The sequence below is a fragment of the Zhengella sp. genome (assembly GCF_041397485.1).
In the GTDB taxonomy this organism is placed as follows: Bacteria; Pseudomonadota; Alphaproteobacteria; order Rhizobiales; family Rhizobiaceae; genus Zhengella.
In genome coordinates, this window is record NZ_JAWKWO010000004.1 from 1 (window position 1) to 16,168 (window position 16,168).

The window sequence follows — 16,168 nt, forward strand, 5'->3', positions numbered from 1 at the left end:
CGGGTCATGTATGGATGCCCCCGTTCATGCAAGGCTCTCTTCGAACGATTTGGACGTGTGATCGGGTGCGGTCATGTATCAGGCCTTTCGTTGCGGCACGAATACGACCGCTGGCCGGTATGGAGCTACGCGGACCTGGTGCAAATCAGTTCTACGAGCTCGTGGCTCACTGACCCGGATGCATTCCCAGACCCACTCTCACCGATCTTTGTCCTTACCGTTCGCTGACCTCCTCACACGCCGACGATCCGTGCTCACAGCAGCGCAGCGTTTGCTATGCCGCAGCCAGCCCGGATTCCTTGTAGCTCTCGTTCTTCGTCATCATTGCCCAGATCGACCGAGCCATCTTGTTGGCTAGCGCGATCGCAACGAGCATGCGTGGCTTGCGCGCCAACATACGCGCCAGCCATGAGTTCTCGGGAGGGGCTTTGCGGCATGCCCATCGGATCACGGTCATCGCGCCGATGATCAGAAGCCGCCGGATATCGCGTTGGCCCATCTTCGAGGTTCGCCCGTGTTGTTGCTTTCCGCCACTCGAATGCTGCTTGGGCACCAGCCCGAGCCAGGCCGCAAAGTCTCGCCCTTTCCGGAATGTGCTCATGGTTGGGGCGAAAGCTTCGATCGCCATGGCGGTGATCGGCCCCATCCCAGGCATCGACATCAGTCGGGCCGAGGCCTCGGAGCGCTTTGCTTCCGATCTGAGCGTCTTCTCCAAGCCGGCAATACGAGCGGAGAGCACCTCGATCTGCTCAAGATAAAGCCGCGCGGTTTCCACGACGACGAGTTCGAGGCCAAGGTTGCCTTCCTCGATGATCTCCGACAGCAAGGCCAGGTTCGCAATTCCCTGTGGCGCAATAACTCCATGCTCAGCCAGGTGAGCGCGAAGAGCGTTGATAAGCTGCGTTCGCTGGCGGACAAACAGATCGCGCGTCCGGAAGATCATGGAACGGGCTTGCTGGCTCTCGGTCTTTGGAACAACGAACCGCATCGAGGGGCGGAGCGCCGCCTCGACAATGGCCTCGGCGTCTGCCGCATCGTTCTTGTGTCGCTTGACGAAGGGCTTCACGTAGGCCGGTGGGAGCAGGCGAACTTCGTGACCGAACTTGCCGATCTCACGTGCCCAATAGTGCGCTGTCGCGCATGCTTCCATGGCAACAATGCACTTCGGCAGCTCCGTAAAGAAGGCGAGGACCTGTCCACGCGACAGCTTCCGACGCAAGACAACCGCGCCATCGCTTCCAGCGGCGTGCACCTGAAACACTCGCTTTGCCAGGTCCAAGCCGACAATGCTAATTTCCTTCATGGATGCTCTCTCCTCTCAGTGACGTTCAACGCACATCACTCTGGCACATTGCGATGCCGTCGGGAGGGGGCATCCACTCCATCAGTTCTCAGTGGAAATCAACAGACCGACCTCACTACGCCGGCGTGCGCGTCATCTCACGGATCAGATCATTTGTCTCTGGTCTCGTCGTTTGGTGCCGATATCGAAGGGCCAAAACAGTTCTTGATATTTCAAGGCCATCGATGGGTTTCGACACAAGGCCCATGTCCGAAGGAATAGCGGTGGCTGGCAGGATCACCGCACCTGACCCTTGCCGAGCAAGTTCAACTAGCCAATCCACGCGATTTGACCGATAGGCCGCGTAGAGTTCGTTACCATGATCCGCGCAGGTCGCATGCAAAGCATCCCGCATTTCGCAATTTAGTCGGTCAAGCATGTCAGTTTTAGCAAGAGTCGAAAGAGAAATCGCATCTAGTTCAGACAACGGGTGCGACTTTGACACCACTACCTTGTAGTCCTCATCATAGAGATGATCTATGCGATAGAGGTCTTCGCTGACCTTCTCTGTTGTGACGACAACGTCAAATTCACCATCTCGCAACCCAGCAAGAAGCTCGGAAGATGACGCAACGATCAGTTCGATTTCGGCTTGCGGCAATCGCGTACGAGTACGCTCCAAAGCTGCCGAAATCCTGTTGTGGCCAATCGTTTCGCCTATACCGACAGAGATTGGAACCCGCTCCAAGCGCATATGACGGACCGCCTCGGCCTTAGCCTGTCGCGTTTCATCATGAACCGTCTGCAACCTTGGCTGCATGAGTTTTCCGAGTGCCGTAAGCCTGCATCCCGCACGGTCCCTGACAAACAGGTCACCTCCAAGCTCGTCTTCAAGTTTCTTGATCGCAGTCGTCAAGGAAGGTTGGGAGACATTGGAGGCACTGGCCGCATGGGTGAAGTTCCGGTGCTCGCAGACAGCGAGAAAATACCTGATCTGGTTCATTTCCATCGCCGCATTCTCCGTCACATTTCGGCTCAGGTCATCAAAACAACTTCTATAGCCCATGTCTATCAAAGAATAGAATTTCGGAATTGGAGCCCGGCGCATCCGGCATGGGACAAGAGTGCATCGAAACCAAACACGATGCACTTCAAATCAGGGGACGATTATGAAAACGCAAATCCTTCAGACATTCGCCGCACTGGCTCTGATCACAACTTCTGCAACTGCACAGGACAACCCAATGGAAAATCACACTGCCAGCTACATCGCCATGCCCGCCGCCGAAGGCCAGACCGGAGCCTTCGCGGAGTTTCTGGCTGGTGCCGCACCTATCGTGGGAGAAACAGAGCCGGGCACTGTACTTTGGTTTGCTCTGCAAGCCGACGATACGCTCGCAATCTTTGACATCTTCGTAGATGAAGAAGCACGCGACGCTCACTTCTCAGGAGCGGTTGCTGCGGCTTTGAACCAAAACGCCGACACGTTGGTCGACGGAGGATGGGACGACGGTGTTGTCGCGAATATCAACAACTCCGATGTCCTGTCGGCAAAAGCGCCGGTTGATCTCTACACGGCAACGACCGCAACTTACATCAAGCTCGAAGCTGCTCGAGGTAAAGGCCCCGAATTGGCAGCCTTGCTGACCGCCGCCGGCCCCATCGTTGCAGATACCGAACCCAAGACATTGTTCTGGGCGGCGCTGCAGATTGACGAGAACAACTTCGCCATCTTCGACATTTTTGCCGACAACTCTGGCCGCGAAGCGCACTTTGCCGGACAAGTCGCCGGACTCCTGAATGAAAAGGCTTCAGAATTGGTCTCAGGCGGATGGGACGACGGTGTGGTGGCAAACGTTCACAATTTCGACATCCTCGCTACCAAGTAATCTCGAGGTGACTTGAGAAAGAAGTGCCCGGTGAAACCCATCGGGCGCTTTGCTGTTTGAATTTAGATTCACGCCAAAGCGGCCATTCGAGTAACCGCAGCGAAAGCCGCTCCGTCCGCTCTGCAGACCTTCATGTCATCCAAGCCGAACTTCCGCCCTCCTCCCTATCAGGACGTTGCTGCCGAGCGAGGCCAAGGGCTGCTTACGGGAGCTTGGTTCCAAATGGGGAACGACCGGAATGGGGGCGCGAAGCGGAAGTTCGTTGTCACCCCGCCAAACGGCGGTTTCTGGCTTTCAGCAACTCGCAGGCCGCAAATTCGAAAGATCTTCCCCGAACGGCTGTCAGGCGCTTCATTCTCTCCCCGACAAGGGCCAGCTTCTTACACTTTCACGTCTTCGCGACTGGACTTCTGCACACACGCGAGCATTGCTGTCGGTGCGGCGTTCCGCGGTCGATTGACCGTGGCGCCCCCTCCCTGCCCGGTCACGGGCTTTCGTCGGTACGGGCACCGGATGGTCCGGTGTCGGAAGCGAAGGAGAAAGCCCATGGCAAGGATTGCGAGAAAGACCCAGGTCGCCGACGAGAATGCTGCTGAAGGACTGTCCGAACGCCCTGTCTCGGTTATGAAGGCGCCTGGCCGTGTCTCGGCGCCGCGGCAAAGGCGGGTTCAGGGCCGATCCACGGGGTCGCCGAAGCCGTCTTCGAATGCGCCGTCACCAAAACCCGAACGTCTGGCGACCAAGACCGACCAGGTGCTTCAAGCCCTGCGCAGCCGCAAGGGCGCGTCGATTGAAGATCTCATGAAGCTCACCGGATGGCAGCCCCATTCCGTCCGCGGGTTCCTGTCAGGCACCGTCAGGAAGAAGCATGGTCTGGACTTGGTAAAGCAGACGGACAAGGCTGGGGTTGCCCGCTATTCGATTTCATCGGAGCCCGTGTGATCCGATGGCCAGGTCAGACAGGATCGAGAAGGAGGTGGCTGGGATCAGCCGCCTCCAGCGCGATGAGCTGGTCGCACTCTGGATCACCGCTCATGGCCACCCACCACCCAGGGGCGTGAAGCGGGGCTTGCTGGAACGCTCCGCCGCCTGGCACCTGCAGTCCCGTCGCCTCGGCAGCCATTCGAAAGCCGTGCGCCGGTTTCTGAGACAGGGCATCGCTTCCCTTGCCACGACTGATGAGGCGGTGTTGAAGGACACGGACAGCGGTGTGTCCGGGAGCGCGAAACCGGCTGCCTCGGATCCAGTCGCACGCCCTGCCCCGCCGCCTGCCTTGCCGGCGCTGGCCTCCGGCACCCGGCTCGTCCGCACATGGAACGGACGTCCCCATGTCATCGATGTGGTCGAAGACGGCTTTGTCTTTGAAGGCAAGACCTTCCGATCGCTCAGCGCCATCGCCCGGCGCATTACGGGCACAAGGTGGTCAGGGCCGCGCTTCTTCGGGATTGCAGGCCGATGAGCGCCCGACAGCTCCGTTGCGCGGTCTATACCCGCAAGTCGACGGAGGAAGGCCTCGACCAGGACTTCAATTCCCTCGACGCCCAGTTCGAGGCCTGTGCTGCCTTCATTGCATCACAGGCAGGCCTGGGCTGGAAGGGTGTCCGCGAACGCTACGATGACGGTGGCATCTCCGGAGCCACGATGGAACGCCCTGCCCTGCGGCGCTTGCTGGACGATGTCCGTCAGGCCCGTGTCGATGTCATCGTCGTCTACAAGATTGACCGGCTCACCCGGTCGCTGGCTGACTTCGCCCGCATCGTCGAGACCCTCGATCAAGCTGGTGCCTCTTTTGTCTCCGTCACCCAGCAGTTCAACACGACGACCTCCATGGGCCGGCTGACACTGAACGTACTGCTCTCGTTTGCCCAGTTCGAACGGGAGGTCACAGCAGAGCGCATCCGCGACAAGATCGCGGCATCGAAGAAGAAGGGTATGTGGATGGGCGGGACCGTGCCCCTTGGCTACCGCGTCGAGAACCGGAAGCTCCAGGTGAACGAAGAGGAATGCGCGACCGTTCGCTATCTCTTCCATCGCTACCTGGAACTCAAGTCGGTCCGCCTGCTGGTCGAGGATGCACGATCCAGGGGGCTTCATGCGCGACCGGTCAAACGCCGAGATGGATCGGTGAAGGTCACGGCCCCCTTTGGCCGCGGCAATCTCTACCACCTGCTGTCCAACCCGATCTATGTCGGCAGGATCCGTCATCGGGACAAGGTCTATGATGGCGAACACCAGGCCATCATAGACAAGCCCCTGTTCGATCAGGTGCAGGCATCGCTTGCGGCGGGAGCAGGGGAACGGCGGTCGCCGACCAACCGCACCGATAGTCATCTGCTGACCGGTCTGATCTTTGATGAGGACGGCAATCGTATCCGGACAGCTCATACAAACAGGAAGGGCGTGCGCTATCGCTACTATGTCTCGCAGCACCTGGTTGACCAGCGCCGCGATGGATCAGAAGGCTGGCGGCTTCCAGCAGACAGGCTTGATGCGACAGTTGAGCAATGCCTCGTTCAGTTCTTGCAAAACAGTCCGATGCTGTCAGAAGCGATTGAGCTGTTGGCGCCAACCGGGATGGTCCATTCCGGCATCCTCAAAGCCGGAGAGCTGGCATCGACCTGGATCGAACAATCCCGCTCGAAGCGCAAGACACTGGTGCAAACGATCGTGCAGCGCGTCGACATCACACCGGGAGCGCTGCGCATCACGATTCATCCAACAGACCTGGTCGAGCTTCTGCTTGGCCGTCGTGTTGAACCCGTACCGGATCACGGCCCCATCACACTTGAGCGTCCATTTACGCTGCGCCGTCGCGGTGTCGAAACACGCCTGGTGCTGACCGATGGCTCGGCCTCCAATCCGGAACCCGATCCGGCACTGATCAATCTGGTTCTTCGCGCCCAGGCCTACCTGGCCGCACTCACCGATGGCGCCAGCCGATCCATGGCTGATATCGCCAGGGCCCATGGCACGACACCATCAGAGATCAGCCGCATACTTCCCCTCGCCTTTCTGTCGCCAGGCATCACCGCTCAGATCGTCTCTGGCAAGCATCCAGCGGGCCTCACCGCCCAGCGCCTGTCCCGTCTTCCCGACCTGCCGCTTTCCTGGTCGGCCCAGGATGATTTGCTCACGCGGTTCGGCTGAGAAAAATCCTCTTCCCTCACACGTCCCGAACAGTTCTGATCGAATCGTCGATCGCGCCCGCAAACACTTGGGCACGAAACAGGCCCGACAGAGACTTTGGGAGAAATGCCACCGGAAACCGGCTTCGTCGTCGTCTCTCCGCCAGGTGTTTGCCGACACCACCCGCCAACCCACGGAAAACACGACATGATTCCGAGACCGACCAAAAGAGCGCGAAAACGGAAGACTGAGTGGTGGGCCCGGAGGGACTCGAACCCCCAACCAAGCGGTTATGAGCCGCCGGCTCTGACCAATTGAGCTACAGGCCCGCCGAACCGCTGATTAGTGTCTTTTTCCGCCCGGCACAAGCCGCTTGCGCCGCATTCGCGCTACAATTGGCTGGTGCAACCATGTCCGACATGCCGCCAAGGAGGATTCCATGCCACTGCCTGCTTCCCGCCGCCTCGCCCTTGCCCTCGCTGCCGGGCTTTTCCTTGCCGCGCCCGCTTCGGCCATGGCAGACGAACCCGTACCCCGCATCGCCGTGACCGGCCAGGGCGAGGTCTCGCTCGCACCGGACATGGCCACCGTCTCCATGACCGTCCTGCGCGAGGCCGATACGGCGCGCGCCGCGCTGGACGCCAACAACGAGGCCATGGCCGCGGTCATCGAAGCGATGCGCGAAGAGGGAATAGAGGACCGCGACCTGCAAACCTCCGGCTTTTCCATCCAGCCGCGCTATGTTCTTCCGCGCGCATCCGGAAATGGAGACAGCCCGAAAATCATCGGCTACCAGGTTTCCAACACGCTCACCGTGCGCATTCGCGCCATGGCCCGCCTTGGCGCCATCCTCGACAAGTCGGTCTCGCTGGGCGTCAACCAGGGTGGCTCGGTGAGCTTTTCCAATGCCGACCCGCAGGCCGCCTTGACCGAGGCAAGGCGCAAGGCCGTCGAGAATGCCATTGAAAAGGCCCGGACCCTGGCCGACGCCGCGGGCGTTTCCGTCGGCGCGATCCTGGAGATGTCGGAATTGGCCAGCCGCCCTTACCCGCGCCCCCTGATGGCCGCCATGGCCATGCGGTCGGAGGCGGCCGATGCCGTGCCGCTCGCCGGCGGCGAGAACACCTACACGGTCGATGTCAACGTCACCTTCGCCATCGGCAAATAGGCGCGTCAACGGAAAACGCCGGGGCGTCAACCCCGGCGCTTTCGAAAATGGCCTGCCGCGCTCAGCGAATGCGCGGGCAATGGCGGGTGTTTGCGAAGACCAGTGTGCGGTGATGGCCCCACATGCGGCCGGACACGGCGACCACGCGGCGGTTGGCGAAGCGCACATGGGCGCGGTGCAGGCCGATGCGGCGGGCCTTGCGCACGGCACGGTGCGGGCTGCAGAAGCTGCGGCGTCCGCCCTTGTGCCATCCGCCGTGATGACGGCCATGGCCGAAACGGACCTCGACATGGCCATGCTTGCCGCCGAAGGAAAGCGACGCAGCTTCGGCAGATGTCGTCGTGACAGCCGATGCGCCGGCAATGGCGCCGAGGCCGAGCATGGTCGAAAGGGCGATGGTGCGAACGGTCTTGAACATGGGTTTTCTCCGGGTTTGTCAGGGCTCTTCGGGGCTCCAAGCCCGGTTCCTTCCGGGCATGATCGAAGACTAGAAGAGACGGCCTGAACCCGTTCCGAACCTGCCATTCATGTTTCGTTCATATCGTCAACAGCCCCTCCGCGCAGCACGGAAAAGGCAGGGTCAAGAAAGCGTTTTCTGCCAATATTCCATTGGCTTGGCTGTTTGCGCCGGTTCGCCGGTATCGCGCCAGGAAAAATGCGTGGTGAGCCCCTCGATGCGCGCGTAGCCGCGTTTTTTCCAGAAGGCGTCCAGCGGCATGTAATCGGCAGGCCGCATCGGATGGCCGGCCGGGCGCACCACGGCGGAAAAGACGCAAGCCCCGAAACCCTGCGCGCGCGCCGCCTTTTCGCGCTCATCGAAGAAACGCACGCCGATGCCACGGCCGCGATAGTCCGGCATCAGCACCGACTCGCCGAAATAGAAATAGCGCTCCGGCGAAAGGCCCGCTTTGGCAAAGGGTTCGGCGAATTCGCTGAAATGATCGGCCAGCGGCGAAGCGGTCGCCGCACCAACCAGCCTGCCGCCATCGAAAGCACCGATGACCACGGCGCCCGGCGATTTAAGGTATGTCTGCAAATAGCGGCGTTCATAGGCGGGATCGCCGTCATAGAGATAGGGAAAGGCGCGGAAGACGGTGATGCGCAACCGCGCCAGCTCGTCGAGCGCCCGCTCCACCTCATCTGCCGCCAGTCGGCGCACCTCAACGGTCATCGGAAACCTGGGCGATCCAGTCAGCGAGATTGTAATGGGTCGTCACCCGGCTGATCAATCCGTCGTCCACCTCGAACAGGATGGCCGCCGGCAGCGAATAGGTCTGCCCGTTGGCCGGCGGCAGCCCGTCCGCAGTGGCCAGATAGGTGCCGCGCACGGTGAATTCGGCCGCCGCCCGGCTGCCGCTTTCATTGACCATGATCTCGATGTCGCCCAGCGTCTCCTCGTAGTGCCGGCTCATCATCGCGTTGAACCAGCGGAATTTCTCCTTGCCGATCTCGCGCCCGCCCTGGTTGATGTCATGCGCCACGTCCTCGGCGAGCAGCGCCAGCATGGCCTCGTGGTCGGAGGCGTTGAATGCCTCCAGGTAGCGCCGGACAAGCACGCGGGTTTCGTCTGCGGTCATCTCGTTTTCCTTTCCCGGTCAATCGGCGGTCTGACAATGCCGCAGCCCGCCATCCGGTTCAATTGCCCGCGCACGGCATCGAATCGCGCTCAGGGTTCGTCATCCAGCATGTGGGCGAGATAGGCTTCCGCATCGTCCAGATCCTGCTCATGCGCGCTCACCCGCCCGCGCACCGAAATGCCGGCCTGATGCACCGTCTCGCGCGAGCCGGAAACCAGCGGATGCCACCAGCGCAGGTCCTCGCCTGCGGCGATCAATCGGTAGGCGCAGGTAGAGGGAAGCCAGGCGATGGTGCGCACATTGTCCGGCGTCAATTGCACGCAATCGGACACCAGCGCGGCACGGTTGGCATAGTCGGTGCAGCGGCAGGCGCCGGCATCGAACAGGCGGCACCCCACCGAGGTCCAGTAGATCTCGCCGGTATCTTCGTCCTCCAGCTTGGCAAGGCAGCACTTGCCGCAGCCGTCGCAGAGGCTTTCCCACTCCGCACGGCTCATCGCCTCCAGTTGCTTTGTCTTCCAGAACGGTTCGTCATTCATGGCGCGTGTGTGGAAGCACTGTTGGACTTCGTCAAGGCGGGACAGGCTCGAAGATGAAACTTTCGTCGCCTTGCCCGATCATCTGACTCCGATCAAGGTCGCGCCGGTTTCTCCATGACAGTGTGCGCAAAAGGCTGAGGGGCCGGGAGGGGAAGGCAATGAAACACGTCACGGGCGCAACGCCCCTGTCCATGCTCAACGCGGTGGCGCTGGACACCGAAACGACGGGGCTGGACCCCAAGAAGGCCCGTATCGTGCAGATCGGCGCCGTTCGCATTTCCAACGGCAAGGTCACCCCGTCCGACTGCATGGAAAAACTCGTTGACCCCGGGGAGCCGATTCCCGCGCAATCCACGGCGTTTCACGGCATCACGAACGCCATGGTGCGTCTGGCGCGTCCCTTTCCCGAGGTCTGGCGCGATACGCAGGATTTCATCGGCGCGCGCCTTGTCGTCGGCTACGCCATCGGCTTCGACCTGGCGGTTCTGGAACGTGAATGCGTGCGATCCGGGCAGCGCTGGGTCAGGCCGCGCACGCTGTGCATCCGTCTTCTGGCGCAATTGGCCAACCCGTCGCTGCCGGACTATTCGCTGGATATCATCGCCGCATGGCTGGATGTGAGCATTGTCGGCCGCCACACGGCGCTGGGCGATGCCGAGGCAACGGCGGAAATCTTCATCGCCCTGGTGCCGAAACTGGAAGCGGTGGGAATCAGGACCGTCGGCGAGGCCGAGCGCGCCACGCTGCGCCAGACCGGACAGGGCACGAACAGCGATGCAGCCCGCAAGGCCGGATGGGCGGCACCGGTCATCGACGGTGGCGAGATCGAACTCCAGCGCACGTTCAGCCAGTTCGACCCCTATGCCTACCAGCATCGGGTCGGCGACATGATGAGCAAGCCGCCGGTTGTCGTGGATGGCAGCCTGCCGCTGCGCGACCTCGTCACGCTGATGACCGACCGGCGCATCTCCTCCGTCTTCATTCATCCGCAGGCCGCCCAGGGCCGGCCTGTTCCCGAATATGGCATTGTCACCGAGCGTGACGTGATGCGCGAAATCGCCGCGCGCGGCGCGGAAGCCTTTGGCCGCACCGCCGGCGATCTCATCAAGGGGCCGCTGGCATCCATCCGCGAGGCCGCCTTCGCCTATCGCGCCATGAGTCGCATGGACCGCCTGCGCTTCCGCCATCTGGCGGTGCGTGACAATGCGGGGCGGCTGACGGGCATCGTCTCGGCCCGCGACCTGCTGAAGCTGCGCGCCGGCGCCGCCATCAAGCTGGACGACGCCATCGAGACGGCCACATCCTCTGCGGAAATGGCCGCGGCTTGGGCCACATTGCCCTCTGTCGTGGGCCTGCTGGTCAAGGAGGGGCTCGATGCCCGCCTCATCGCCGAGATCACCAGCGAGGAATTGCGCTCGCTGACCCGCCGTGCCGCCCAGCTTGCCGAGCGGGAAATGCAGGAAGAGGGCAAGGGCGGGCCGCCCTGCCCCTATGCCGTTCTCGTCCTCGGCTCTGGCGGACGTGGCGAAAGCCTGCTGGCCGCCGACCAGGACAATGCCATCGTCTATGCCGAGGGCGCACCGGACGGGCCGGAAGACCAATGGTTTGCCGCCATGGCCGAAAAGATGACGATGACCCTGCATGCCGCCGGCGTGCCGCTTTGCAAGGGCAATGTCATGGCAACCAATCCGGAATTCCGCGGCTCGCTGGAGACATGGAAGAAGCGGATCGACGGCTGGACCGGACGCACCACGCCGCAGGACCTGCTCAATGTCGACATTTTCTTTGATCTCCTGCCGGTCCATGGCGATCTGGCGCTTGGCCATGCCCTTTTCGACCATGCCTGGAGCAAGGGCGGCCCGAAGGCGGTCTTGCCGCGCCACATGGCGGCCAACATTGCCGAGCCGCCCGGCGCCTTCACCCTGTTCGGCGGATTGCGCACCGAGAATGGCCGCCTCGATCTCAAGGCCTACGGCCTGTTCGCCGTTGTGGCGGCAGCCCGCGTCATGGCGCTGGCCCACGACATCCCCGTCCATTCCACGCGCGCCCGGATCGAAGGGCTCATCTCGCGCGAGATCGGCAATGCCGGAGACCTGAAATCGGTCCTGTCGGCCCACGCGGTCCTGCTCAATCTCATGCTGCACCAGCAGAGCCGCGATCTCGATGCCGGCCTGAAGCCCACCAACGCGGTCAACGTGAACATGCTGGATGCCAACCAGAAGGAAGCGCTCAAGACGGCGCTCAAGCAGGTGGCGTCGGTGCCCTCCATGGCGCGGGGGCTGATGTAGCCAAAGGCCATCTTCCCGCCATACATCGGCAGTTTGCGGAACAGATGCCCGTGCAATGGATTTCCTTGTCGAAGGGACCGAACCCGCGAAAGGAAATTGCATGAGACGTCTCGTCCTCCTGGCAACGGCCAGCACCCTCACCGGCATCGCGCCGCTCGCAGCAGCACCGCTTGCACCAACGCAGCCGGCGGTGGCCCAGCAATCCCGGACGCTGCTCTTCGCGCAGAACGATACCGCGAAGGAGGAGGAGAAGGTGCTGGAAAAGCTGGAGGAGCAGCAGCCCGCCACCGAGCCCGAAACCGAGGCCGCGCCCGCCGAACAGGCCGAGGAGCAGCAGCCCGCCGCCGAGCCCGAAGCCGAAGCAGCGCCCGCCGAACAGGCCGAGGAGCAGCAGCCCGCTGCCGAGCCCGAAGCCGAGGCCGCGCCCGCCGAACAGGCAGAGGAGCAGCAGCCCGCCGCCGAACCCGAATCCGGGGCCGCGCCCGCCGAACAGGCCGAAGAGGAGCAGCAGCCCGCCGCCGAACCGGAGGCCGAGACCGCGCCCGCCGAACAGGCCGAGGAGCAGCAGCCCGCCACCGAGCCCGAAGCCGACGCCGCGCCTACCGAACAGGCCGAGGAGCGGCAGCAACCGGTACCCACCCCGGAAGCCAGGCCTGAAGAGAGCGAGCTGGCCGGACAGGAAAGGGACCGTCGCCGCCGCGAGGAACGCGTGCGCATCGACGAACCCATCGAGCCGATCGAAAGCGAGCGCGGCGAACGGATCGAGGACGGACGGGATGTCGCGACGCGCCCGCGCTGGCGTGAGCGCCGGGATGCGCGTGAAGTGCGCGAGTTCGACGACAGGGTGGTGATCCGGCTTGGCGATGGCGGCCTCGTGGTCGAGCGCAGGGACGGGCGCGACGAGCGAATCCGCCGCCGCTCCAGAAATGTCGAGGTCGAGCGTCTGCGCGGCGGCCGGATCCGCGAAACCGTGCACAGGCGCAACGTCTCCATCGTGACGATCTACGGGCGGAACGGCGAAATCCTGCGCCGCTCGCGCATCGGTCCGGACGGGCGCGAAACCGTGCTCTTCTACGTTCCCCGCGACCGCTGGGACAACATGCCCATCGGGCGTGAACGCTGGGACCGTGACTATGGCCTGCCTCCGCTTCGCGTGACGGTGCCGCGTGACCGCTATGTCTGGGAGCCCCGGCGGGCTTCGCCCGAGGACTACTACGAGTTCCTCGAACAGCCGCCGGTCGAGCGTGCCGAACGCCTCTACTCGGTCGATGAGGTGCGCTATTCCGAACGCCTGCGCGACAAGCTCCCCCGCATCGATCTGGAGACGGTGAACTTCGCTTTCGGTTCTGCCCGGATTCGCGAGGAAGACATCGGCAAGCTTCAGGACCTGGCAGATGCCATCAAACGCATCGTCGGCAACAATCCGTCCGAATCCTTCCTCATCGAAGGCCATACGGATGCCGTGGGATCGGAAGTGGCCAACCTTGCCCTGTCCGACAGGCGCGCCGAGAATGTCGCCATCGCCCTGACGGACGTGTTCGACGTGCCGCCGGAAAACCTGGTCACACAGGGCTATGGCGAAAGCGATCTCAAGGTCGAGACCGAAGGCCGTTCGGCGGCGAACCGGCGGGTCACCGTGCGCCGGATCACGCCGCTTGTCGCACCGGGCAACAGCGCCCGCGCCCAGTGAGGGAATGCCCGGCGGGCGGGCGGCGGCTCACGCCGCCTGCCACCATATTGCCCCGAAATGGTCCAAGAGCGCCCATCGCATTTCCACTTTCGATGCCTATCTTCAGACCATCCCTGCCTCATCCCGAATGCAGGCCCTGTCCCTTGCCTGATCGCGGGAGCGAAGCCCGGCCGGTTCTCCCCTCTCCGGCCGGGCTTTTTCATGCCGCCAGCCATGCCGGCCCGCATGCTGCCGCTGTTTCAGTCTTTCACGACTTGTGATCCCTGCCCCGGAACCGCGCCCGCCAAAAAGCCGTTCTTCTCTTCGAGCCTTGCCTCTCAGGCAACGCCACGCAGATGACGATTGTTTTGCAAGGAGACCTTCCATGAACGAGAACCAATCCCCCCGCCGCGACTATCGCGAGACCCGCGCCGAAGCCTCTTCCAGCGGCGCTGGCTGGTTGATCGCCGGGGTGGCGATCGCTGCCCTCGTGGCCGTCGGCGCCTGGATCTATTCCGGCACCACGACAGACACGGTGGCGACCGACGGGACACCTGCAGTGACCGACCAGGTTCCCACAGACACGACCGAAACCGGCTCCGTGACCGGCGAGGAACCGGCGCCGATGACCAATGACGCGCCGGCGGCGACCGATACGGCGCCGATGGATGATGCACCGGCCACGCAGGCGGCACCTGAAACCCCGGCGCAAGGCGACGAAGCCCCCGCCGGCGGCACGGACACCACTCCGCCCGCCCAGTAAAAGTCATTCGCCAGCATCGCACAAAGGCGTCGTCCCACGGACGGCGCCTTTTTCCGTGCCAGGGTGTTGCTCAGTACCGGTTGCCCGGAACAGGGACGGCGGGCTCTGTCTGCGCACTCTGCCGCTTTATGGACCCGGTTGCCATCGGATCGACCGTGGTTGCATCATCGCTGCCCGGCAGCACAGCCCGCCCCGCCATCACGACACCCCGTCCGGCCAGTTTTCCCGCGCCCACCGTGGTTTTCACCGCAGCCTTGGTTACCGCATAGGTTGCCCCCGCACCGACGACCGCAGCCGTGCCACAGCCTGCAAGCGGGGCGCAGGCGGCGAGCGTAAAAAGGATGATAGCCTTGCGCATGAAGCGGCCCCCCGGTTTCGCCGCCCGACATTGCAGGCAACGGATTAAGGCCGCGTTAAGGAAACCGCGATCAGGCAGACAGATGCAGCACGATTTCGCGCCGGTGCGGCTGGTCGCGATGCTCGAACAGGTACAACCCCTGCCACGTGCCAAGCAGAAGACGGCTGTCAGCCACCGGAATGCCCAGCGACGTCTGGGTCAGCGCGGCCTTGATATGGGCCGGCATGTCATCCGGCCCCTCGTCGCGATGAACGATCCAGCGCATGGACGGATCGTCGGCTGGCGGCACGACCCGCGAAAAAAAGCCCTTCAGGTCGCGCCGGACATCGGGATCGGCATTTTCCTGGATCAGCAGCGAGCAGGATGTATGCCGAACGAAGATCGTGAGCAGCCCTTCCGCCGGCGCATTCGCTTGCACGAAAGCGGTTGCCTCAGCCGTGAATTCGTAAAGCCCCTGGCCACGGGTCGCGATGGTGAGCCGCGTCTGCGCCATGATCAGCCGAACAGGTCCTCGCCCTGCTGGTCGATCAGCAGCCGCGCCTTGCGCATGAAGGCATCGGCTGCATCGTCGGATGTGGTGAACATGTCCGCGCGGATGAGCATGTGTTCGCGCCGCCCATCGCCCTCGCCCAGCACGATCAGGCCCTGCAACCGGTACATGCCGCCCTCGGCCTTCGGCATCGGCGTCAGGGCATAACCCTGGTACTCCACCGTTTCCGCCTTGATCGGCTGCGCATCCGCGCCACCGCCGAACAGGCGCTTGAGAAAGGACATGCGCTTGCCTCCTTTGACCGTCTGTCCGGAGCCATACACCAACCGGCCGTGTTTGTGAAACCGCCGGTGGCGGAACGGGCCGGCGCGGCCCGCTCCTTTTCCAGCCGTCAGGCTCCGCGCAGCACCTCATTGCAACGCGACAGCGAGAAGCCTTCGCCGGTCGTGTCACGCAGGATGTTGAAGGCGGTGATCCGCCCTTGCGCGTCGGTGGTGATGGTGGCCTCGCAAAACAGCCTGCGCGTCTGCGCCGGACGGACGAGAACTTGCCCGGGCGGTGTCTGAGGCTGTCCGCCGAAAGCGGCCAGTGCAGCATCGGGATTGAAACGCACGCCCGACGAGCGCGTTTCGGTGCGTGTGACCGTGGTGCCGGGCGCGGGATTGGAGACGGTCGTGGTTGTGGTCGTGTTGCGCGAGCCGAAACCGCCCGAAGCGGGGTTCGGCTTCTGCGGCTGCGGCGCCGGGCGATACTGCGCCGGAATCGTCACGGTCGTCTCGCCGCCGCGCCAGGTGTAGTTGACGCCGCCCGATTGCAGCGCGAATTGCTGCATGGGTGCGCCATGGCGGGCAAAGAACAGTTCGGCCGGTTGCCCGATCCATGTCGTCTGCAGGCTCTGGTTCACCTCCTGCGTCGTTTCGCAACCGGCAAGCATTGCCGATGCGGCGAGAATGGAAAGAAGGGATGTGGTTCGTTTCATGCCGGGGGACCCTGAATGCGTTTTCGTAACGGATGCGCAT

At 63.0% G+C, this 16,168-nt stretch carries 18 protein-coding genes and 1 tRNA gene; 8 read left to right on the forward strand and 11 right to left on the reverse strand.

Translation table 11 applies throughout. The features are described 5' to 3' along the window. Positions 1-274 precede the first annotated feature (274 nt). Together R3D65_RS12505 and R3D65_RS12510 are read right to left on the reverse strand one after the other, a co-directional pair. Positions 275-1,303 carry an IS110 family transposase gene (locus R3D65_RS12505; RefSeq protein ID WP_371275578.1) on the reverse strand — a complete coding sequence of 343 codons (1,029 nt, stop codon included), beginning with the start codon at positions 1,301-1,303 and terminating at the stop codon, positions 275-277. A 115-nt stretch (positions 1,304-1,418) separates the two neighbouring features. Then, a complete protein-coding gene (locus R3D65_RS12510) occupies positions 1,419-2,291 on the reverse strand; it encodes a LysR family transcriptional regulator (protein WP_371275579.1) in 873 nt (290 codons plus the stop codon). Positions 2,292-2,451: 160 nt separating this feature from the next. On the opposite strand from R3D65_RS12510, the gene R3D65_RS12515 reads away from it, so the two are divergent. The 4 genes from R3D65_RS12515 (at position 2,452) to R3D65_RS12530 (ending at position 6,318) form a co-directional block, all read left to right on the forward strand. Further along, positions 2,452-3,171, forward strand: a complete 720-nt coding sequence (locus tag R3D65_RS12515) for a putative quinol monooxygenase (RefSeq protein WP_371275580.1) — start codon at positions 2,452-2,454, stop codon at positions 3,169-3,171. A gap of 546 nt (positions 3,172-3,717) precedes the next feature. Then, positions 3,718-4,113 (forward strand): DUF3489 domain-containing protein, encoded by a 396-nt coding sequence (locus tag R3D65_RS12520; protein ID WP_371275581.1) that lies wholly within the window; start codon positions 3,718-3,720, stop codon positions 4,111-4,113. Between the two features lie 4 nt (positions 4,114-4,117). Beyond that, entirely contained in the window at positions 4,118-4,630 is a 513-nt protein-coding gene (locus R3D65_RS12525; protein ID WP_371275582.1) for a DUF2924 domain-containing protein, read from the forward strand. Further along, positions 4,627-6,318 carry a recombinase family protein gene (locus tag R3D65_RS12530; RefSeq protein WP_371275583.1) on the forward strand — a complete coding sequence of 564 codons (1,692 nt, stop codon included), beginning with the start codon at positions 4,627-4,629 and terminating at the stop codon, positions 6,316-6,318. The genes R3D65_RS12525 and R3D65_RS12530 overlap by 4 nt, the downstream gene beginning before the upstream one ends. Positions 6,319-6,549: 231 nt before the next feature. Here the strand turns inward: R3D65_RS12530 and R3D65_RS12535 are convergent. Beyond that, positions 6,550-6,626: transfer RNA gene (locus tag R3D65_RS12535), tRNA-Ile, on the reverse strand. Positions 6,627-6,736: 110 nt separating this feature from the next. On the opposite strand from R3D65_RS12535, the gene R3D65_RS12540 reads away from it, so the two are divergent. Continuing rightward, positions 6,737-7,465, forward strand: coding sequence for an SIMPL domain-containing protein (locus R3D65_RS12540; RefSeq protein ID WP_371275584.1), 729 nt, complete (start codon positions 6,737-6,739; stop codon positions 7,463-7,465). Between the two features lie 61 nt (positions 7,466-7,526). On the opposite strand, the gene R3D65_RS12545 is transcribed toward R3D65_RS12540, so the two are convergent. The 4 genes from R3D65_RS12545 to R3D65_RS12560 form a co-directional block, all read right to left on the reverse strand. Then, positions 7,527-7,883 (reverse strand): hypothetical protein, encoded by a 357-nt coding sequence (locus tag R3D65_RS12545; protein WP_371275585.1) that lies wholly within the window; start codon positions 7,881-7,883, stop codon positions 7,527-7,529. 162 nt (positions 7,884-8,045) lie between these two features. After that, positions 8,046-8,636, reverse strand: coding sequence for a GNAT family N-acetyltransferase (locus R3D65_RS12550; RefSeq protein ID WP_371275586.1), 591 nt, complete (start codon positions 8,634-8,636; stop codon positions 8,046-8,048). Continuing rightward, positions 8,626-9,042 carry a ketosteroid isomerase-related protein gene (locus R3D65_RS12555; RefSeq protein WP_371275587.1) on the reverse strand — a complete coding sequence of 139 codons (417 nt, stop codon included), beginning with the start codon at positions 9,040-9,042 and terminating at the stop codon, positions 8,626-8,628. Before R3D65_RS12555 ends, R3D65_RS12550 begins: the two co-directional genes overlap by 11 nt. Positions 9,043-9,131: 89 nt before the next feature. Continuing rightward, positions 9,132-9,581, reverse strand: a complete 450-nt coding sequence (locus R3D65_RS12560; RefSeq protein ID WP_371275588.1) for a YcgN family cysteine cluster protein — start codon at positions 9,579-9,581, stop codon at positions 9,132-9,134. Positions 9,582-9,739: 158 nt separating this feature from the next. Here R3D65_RS12560 and R3D65_RS12565 point away from each other — a divergent pair, with 158 nt between their 5' ends. The 3 genes from R3D65_RS12565 to R3D65_RS12575 all read left to right on the forward strand — a co-directional run bounded on the left by R3D65_RS12565 (position 9,740) and on the right by R3D65_RS12575 (position 14,301). Continuing rightward, positions 9,740-11,869, forward strand: a complete 2,130-nt coding sequence (locus tag R3D65_RS12565) for a DUF294 nucleotidyltransferase-like domain-containing protein (protein ID WP_371275589.1) — start codon at positions 9,740-9,742, stop codon at positions 11,867-11,869. Positions 11,870-11,969: 100 nt separating this feature from the next. Next, the gene (locus tag R3D65_RS12570) at positions 11,970-13,559 is read left to right on the forward strand and encodes an OmpA family protein (protein WP_371275590.1); all 1,590 of its coding nucleotides are present in this window, start codon (positions 11,970-11,972) and stop codon (positions 13,557-13,559) included. A gap of 364 nt (positions 13,560-13,923) precedes the next feature. Continuing rightward, the gene (locus R3D65_RS12575) at positions 13,924-14,301 is read left to right on the forward strand and encodes a hypothetical protein (protein WP_371275591.1); all 378 of its coding nucleotides are present in this window, start codon (positions 13,924-13,926) and stop codon (positions 14,299-14,301) included. 70 nt (positions 14,302-14,371) lie between these two features. Here R3D65_RS12575 and R3D65_RS12580 read toward each other — a convergent pair whose 3' ends face one another. From R3D65_RS12580 to R3D65_RS12595, 4 genes are all read right to left on the reverse strand, one after another. Beyond that, on the reverse strand, positions 14,372-14,659 hold the full coding sequence (locus tag R3D65_RS12580) for a hypothetical protein (RefSeq protein ID WP_371275592.1): 288 nt from the start codon (positions 14,657-14,659) through the stop codon (positions 14,372-14,374). Positions 14,660-14,729: 70 nt separating this feature from the next. Beyond that, positions 14,730-15,152, reverse strand: coding sequence for a secondary thiamine-phosphate synthase enzyme YjbQ (locus R3D65_RS12585; protein ID WP_371275593.1), 423 nt, complete (start codon positions 15,150-15,152; stop codon positions 14,730-14,732). Positions 15,153-15,154: 2 nt separating this feature from the next. Continuing rightward, positions 15,155-15,433, reverse strand: coding sequence for an HlyU family transcriptional regulator (locus R3D65_RS12590; RefSeq protein ID WP_371275594.1), 279 nt, complete (start codon positions 15,431-15,433; stop codon positions 15,155-15,157). A gap of 107 nt (positions 15,434-15,540) precedes the next feature. After that, positions 15,541-16,128: a hypothetical protein gene (locus R3D65_RS12595; RefSeq protein ID WP_371275595.1), complete on the reverse strand. Its 588-nt coding sequence runs from the start codon at positions 16,126-16,128 to the stop codon at positions 15,541-15,543. Between the last annotated feature and the right edge of the window lie 40 nt (positions 16,129-16,168).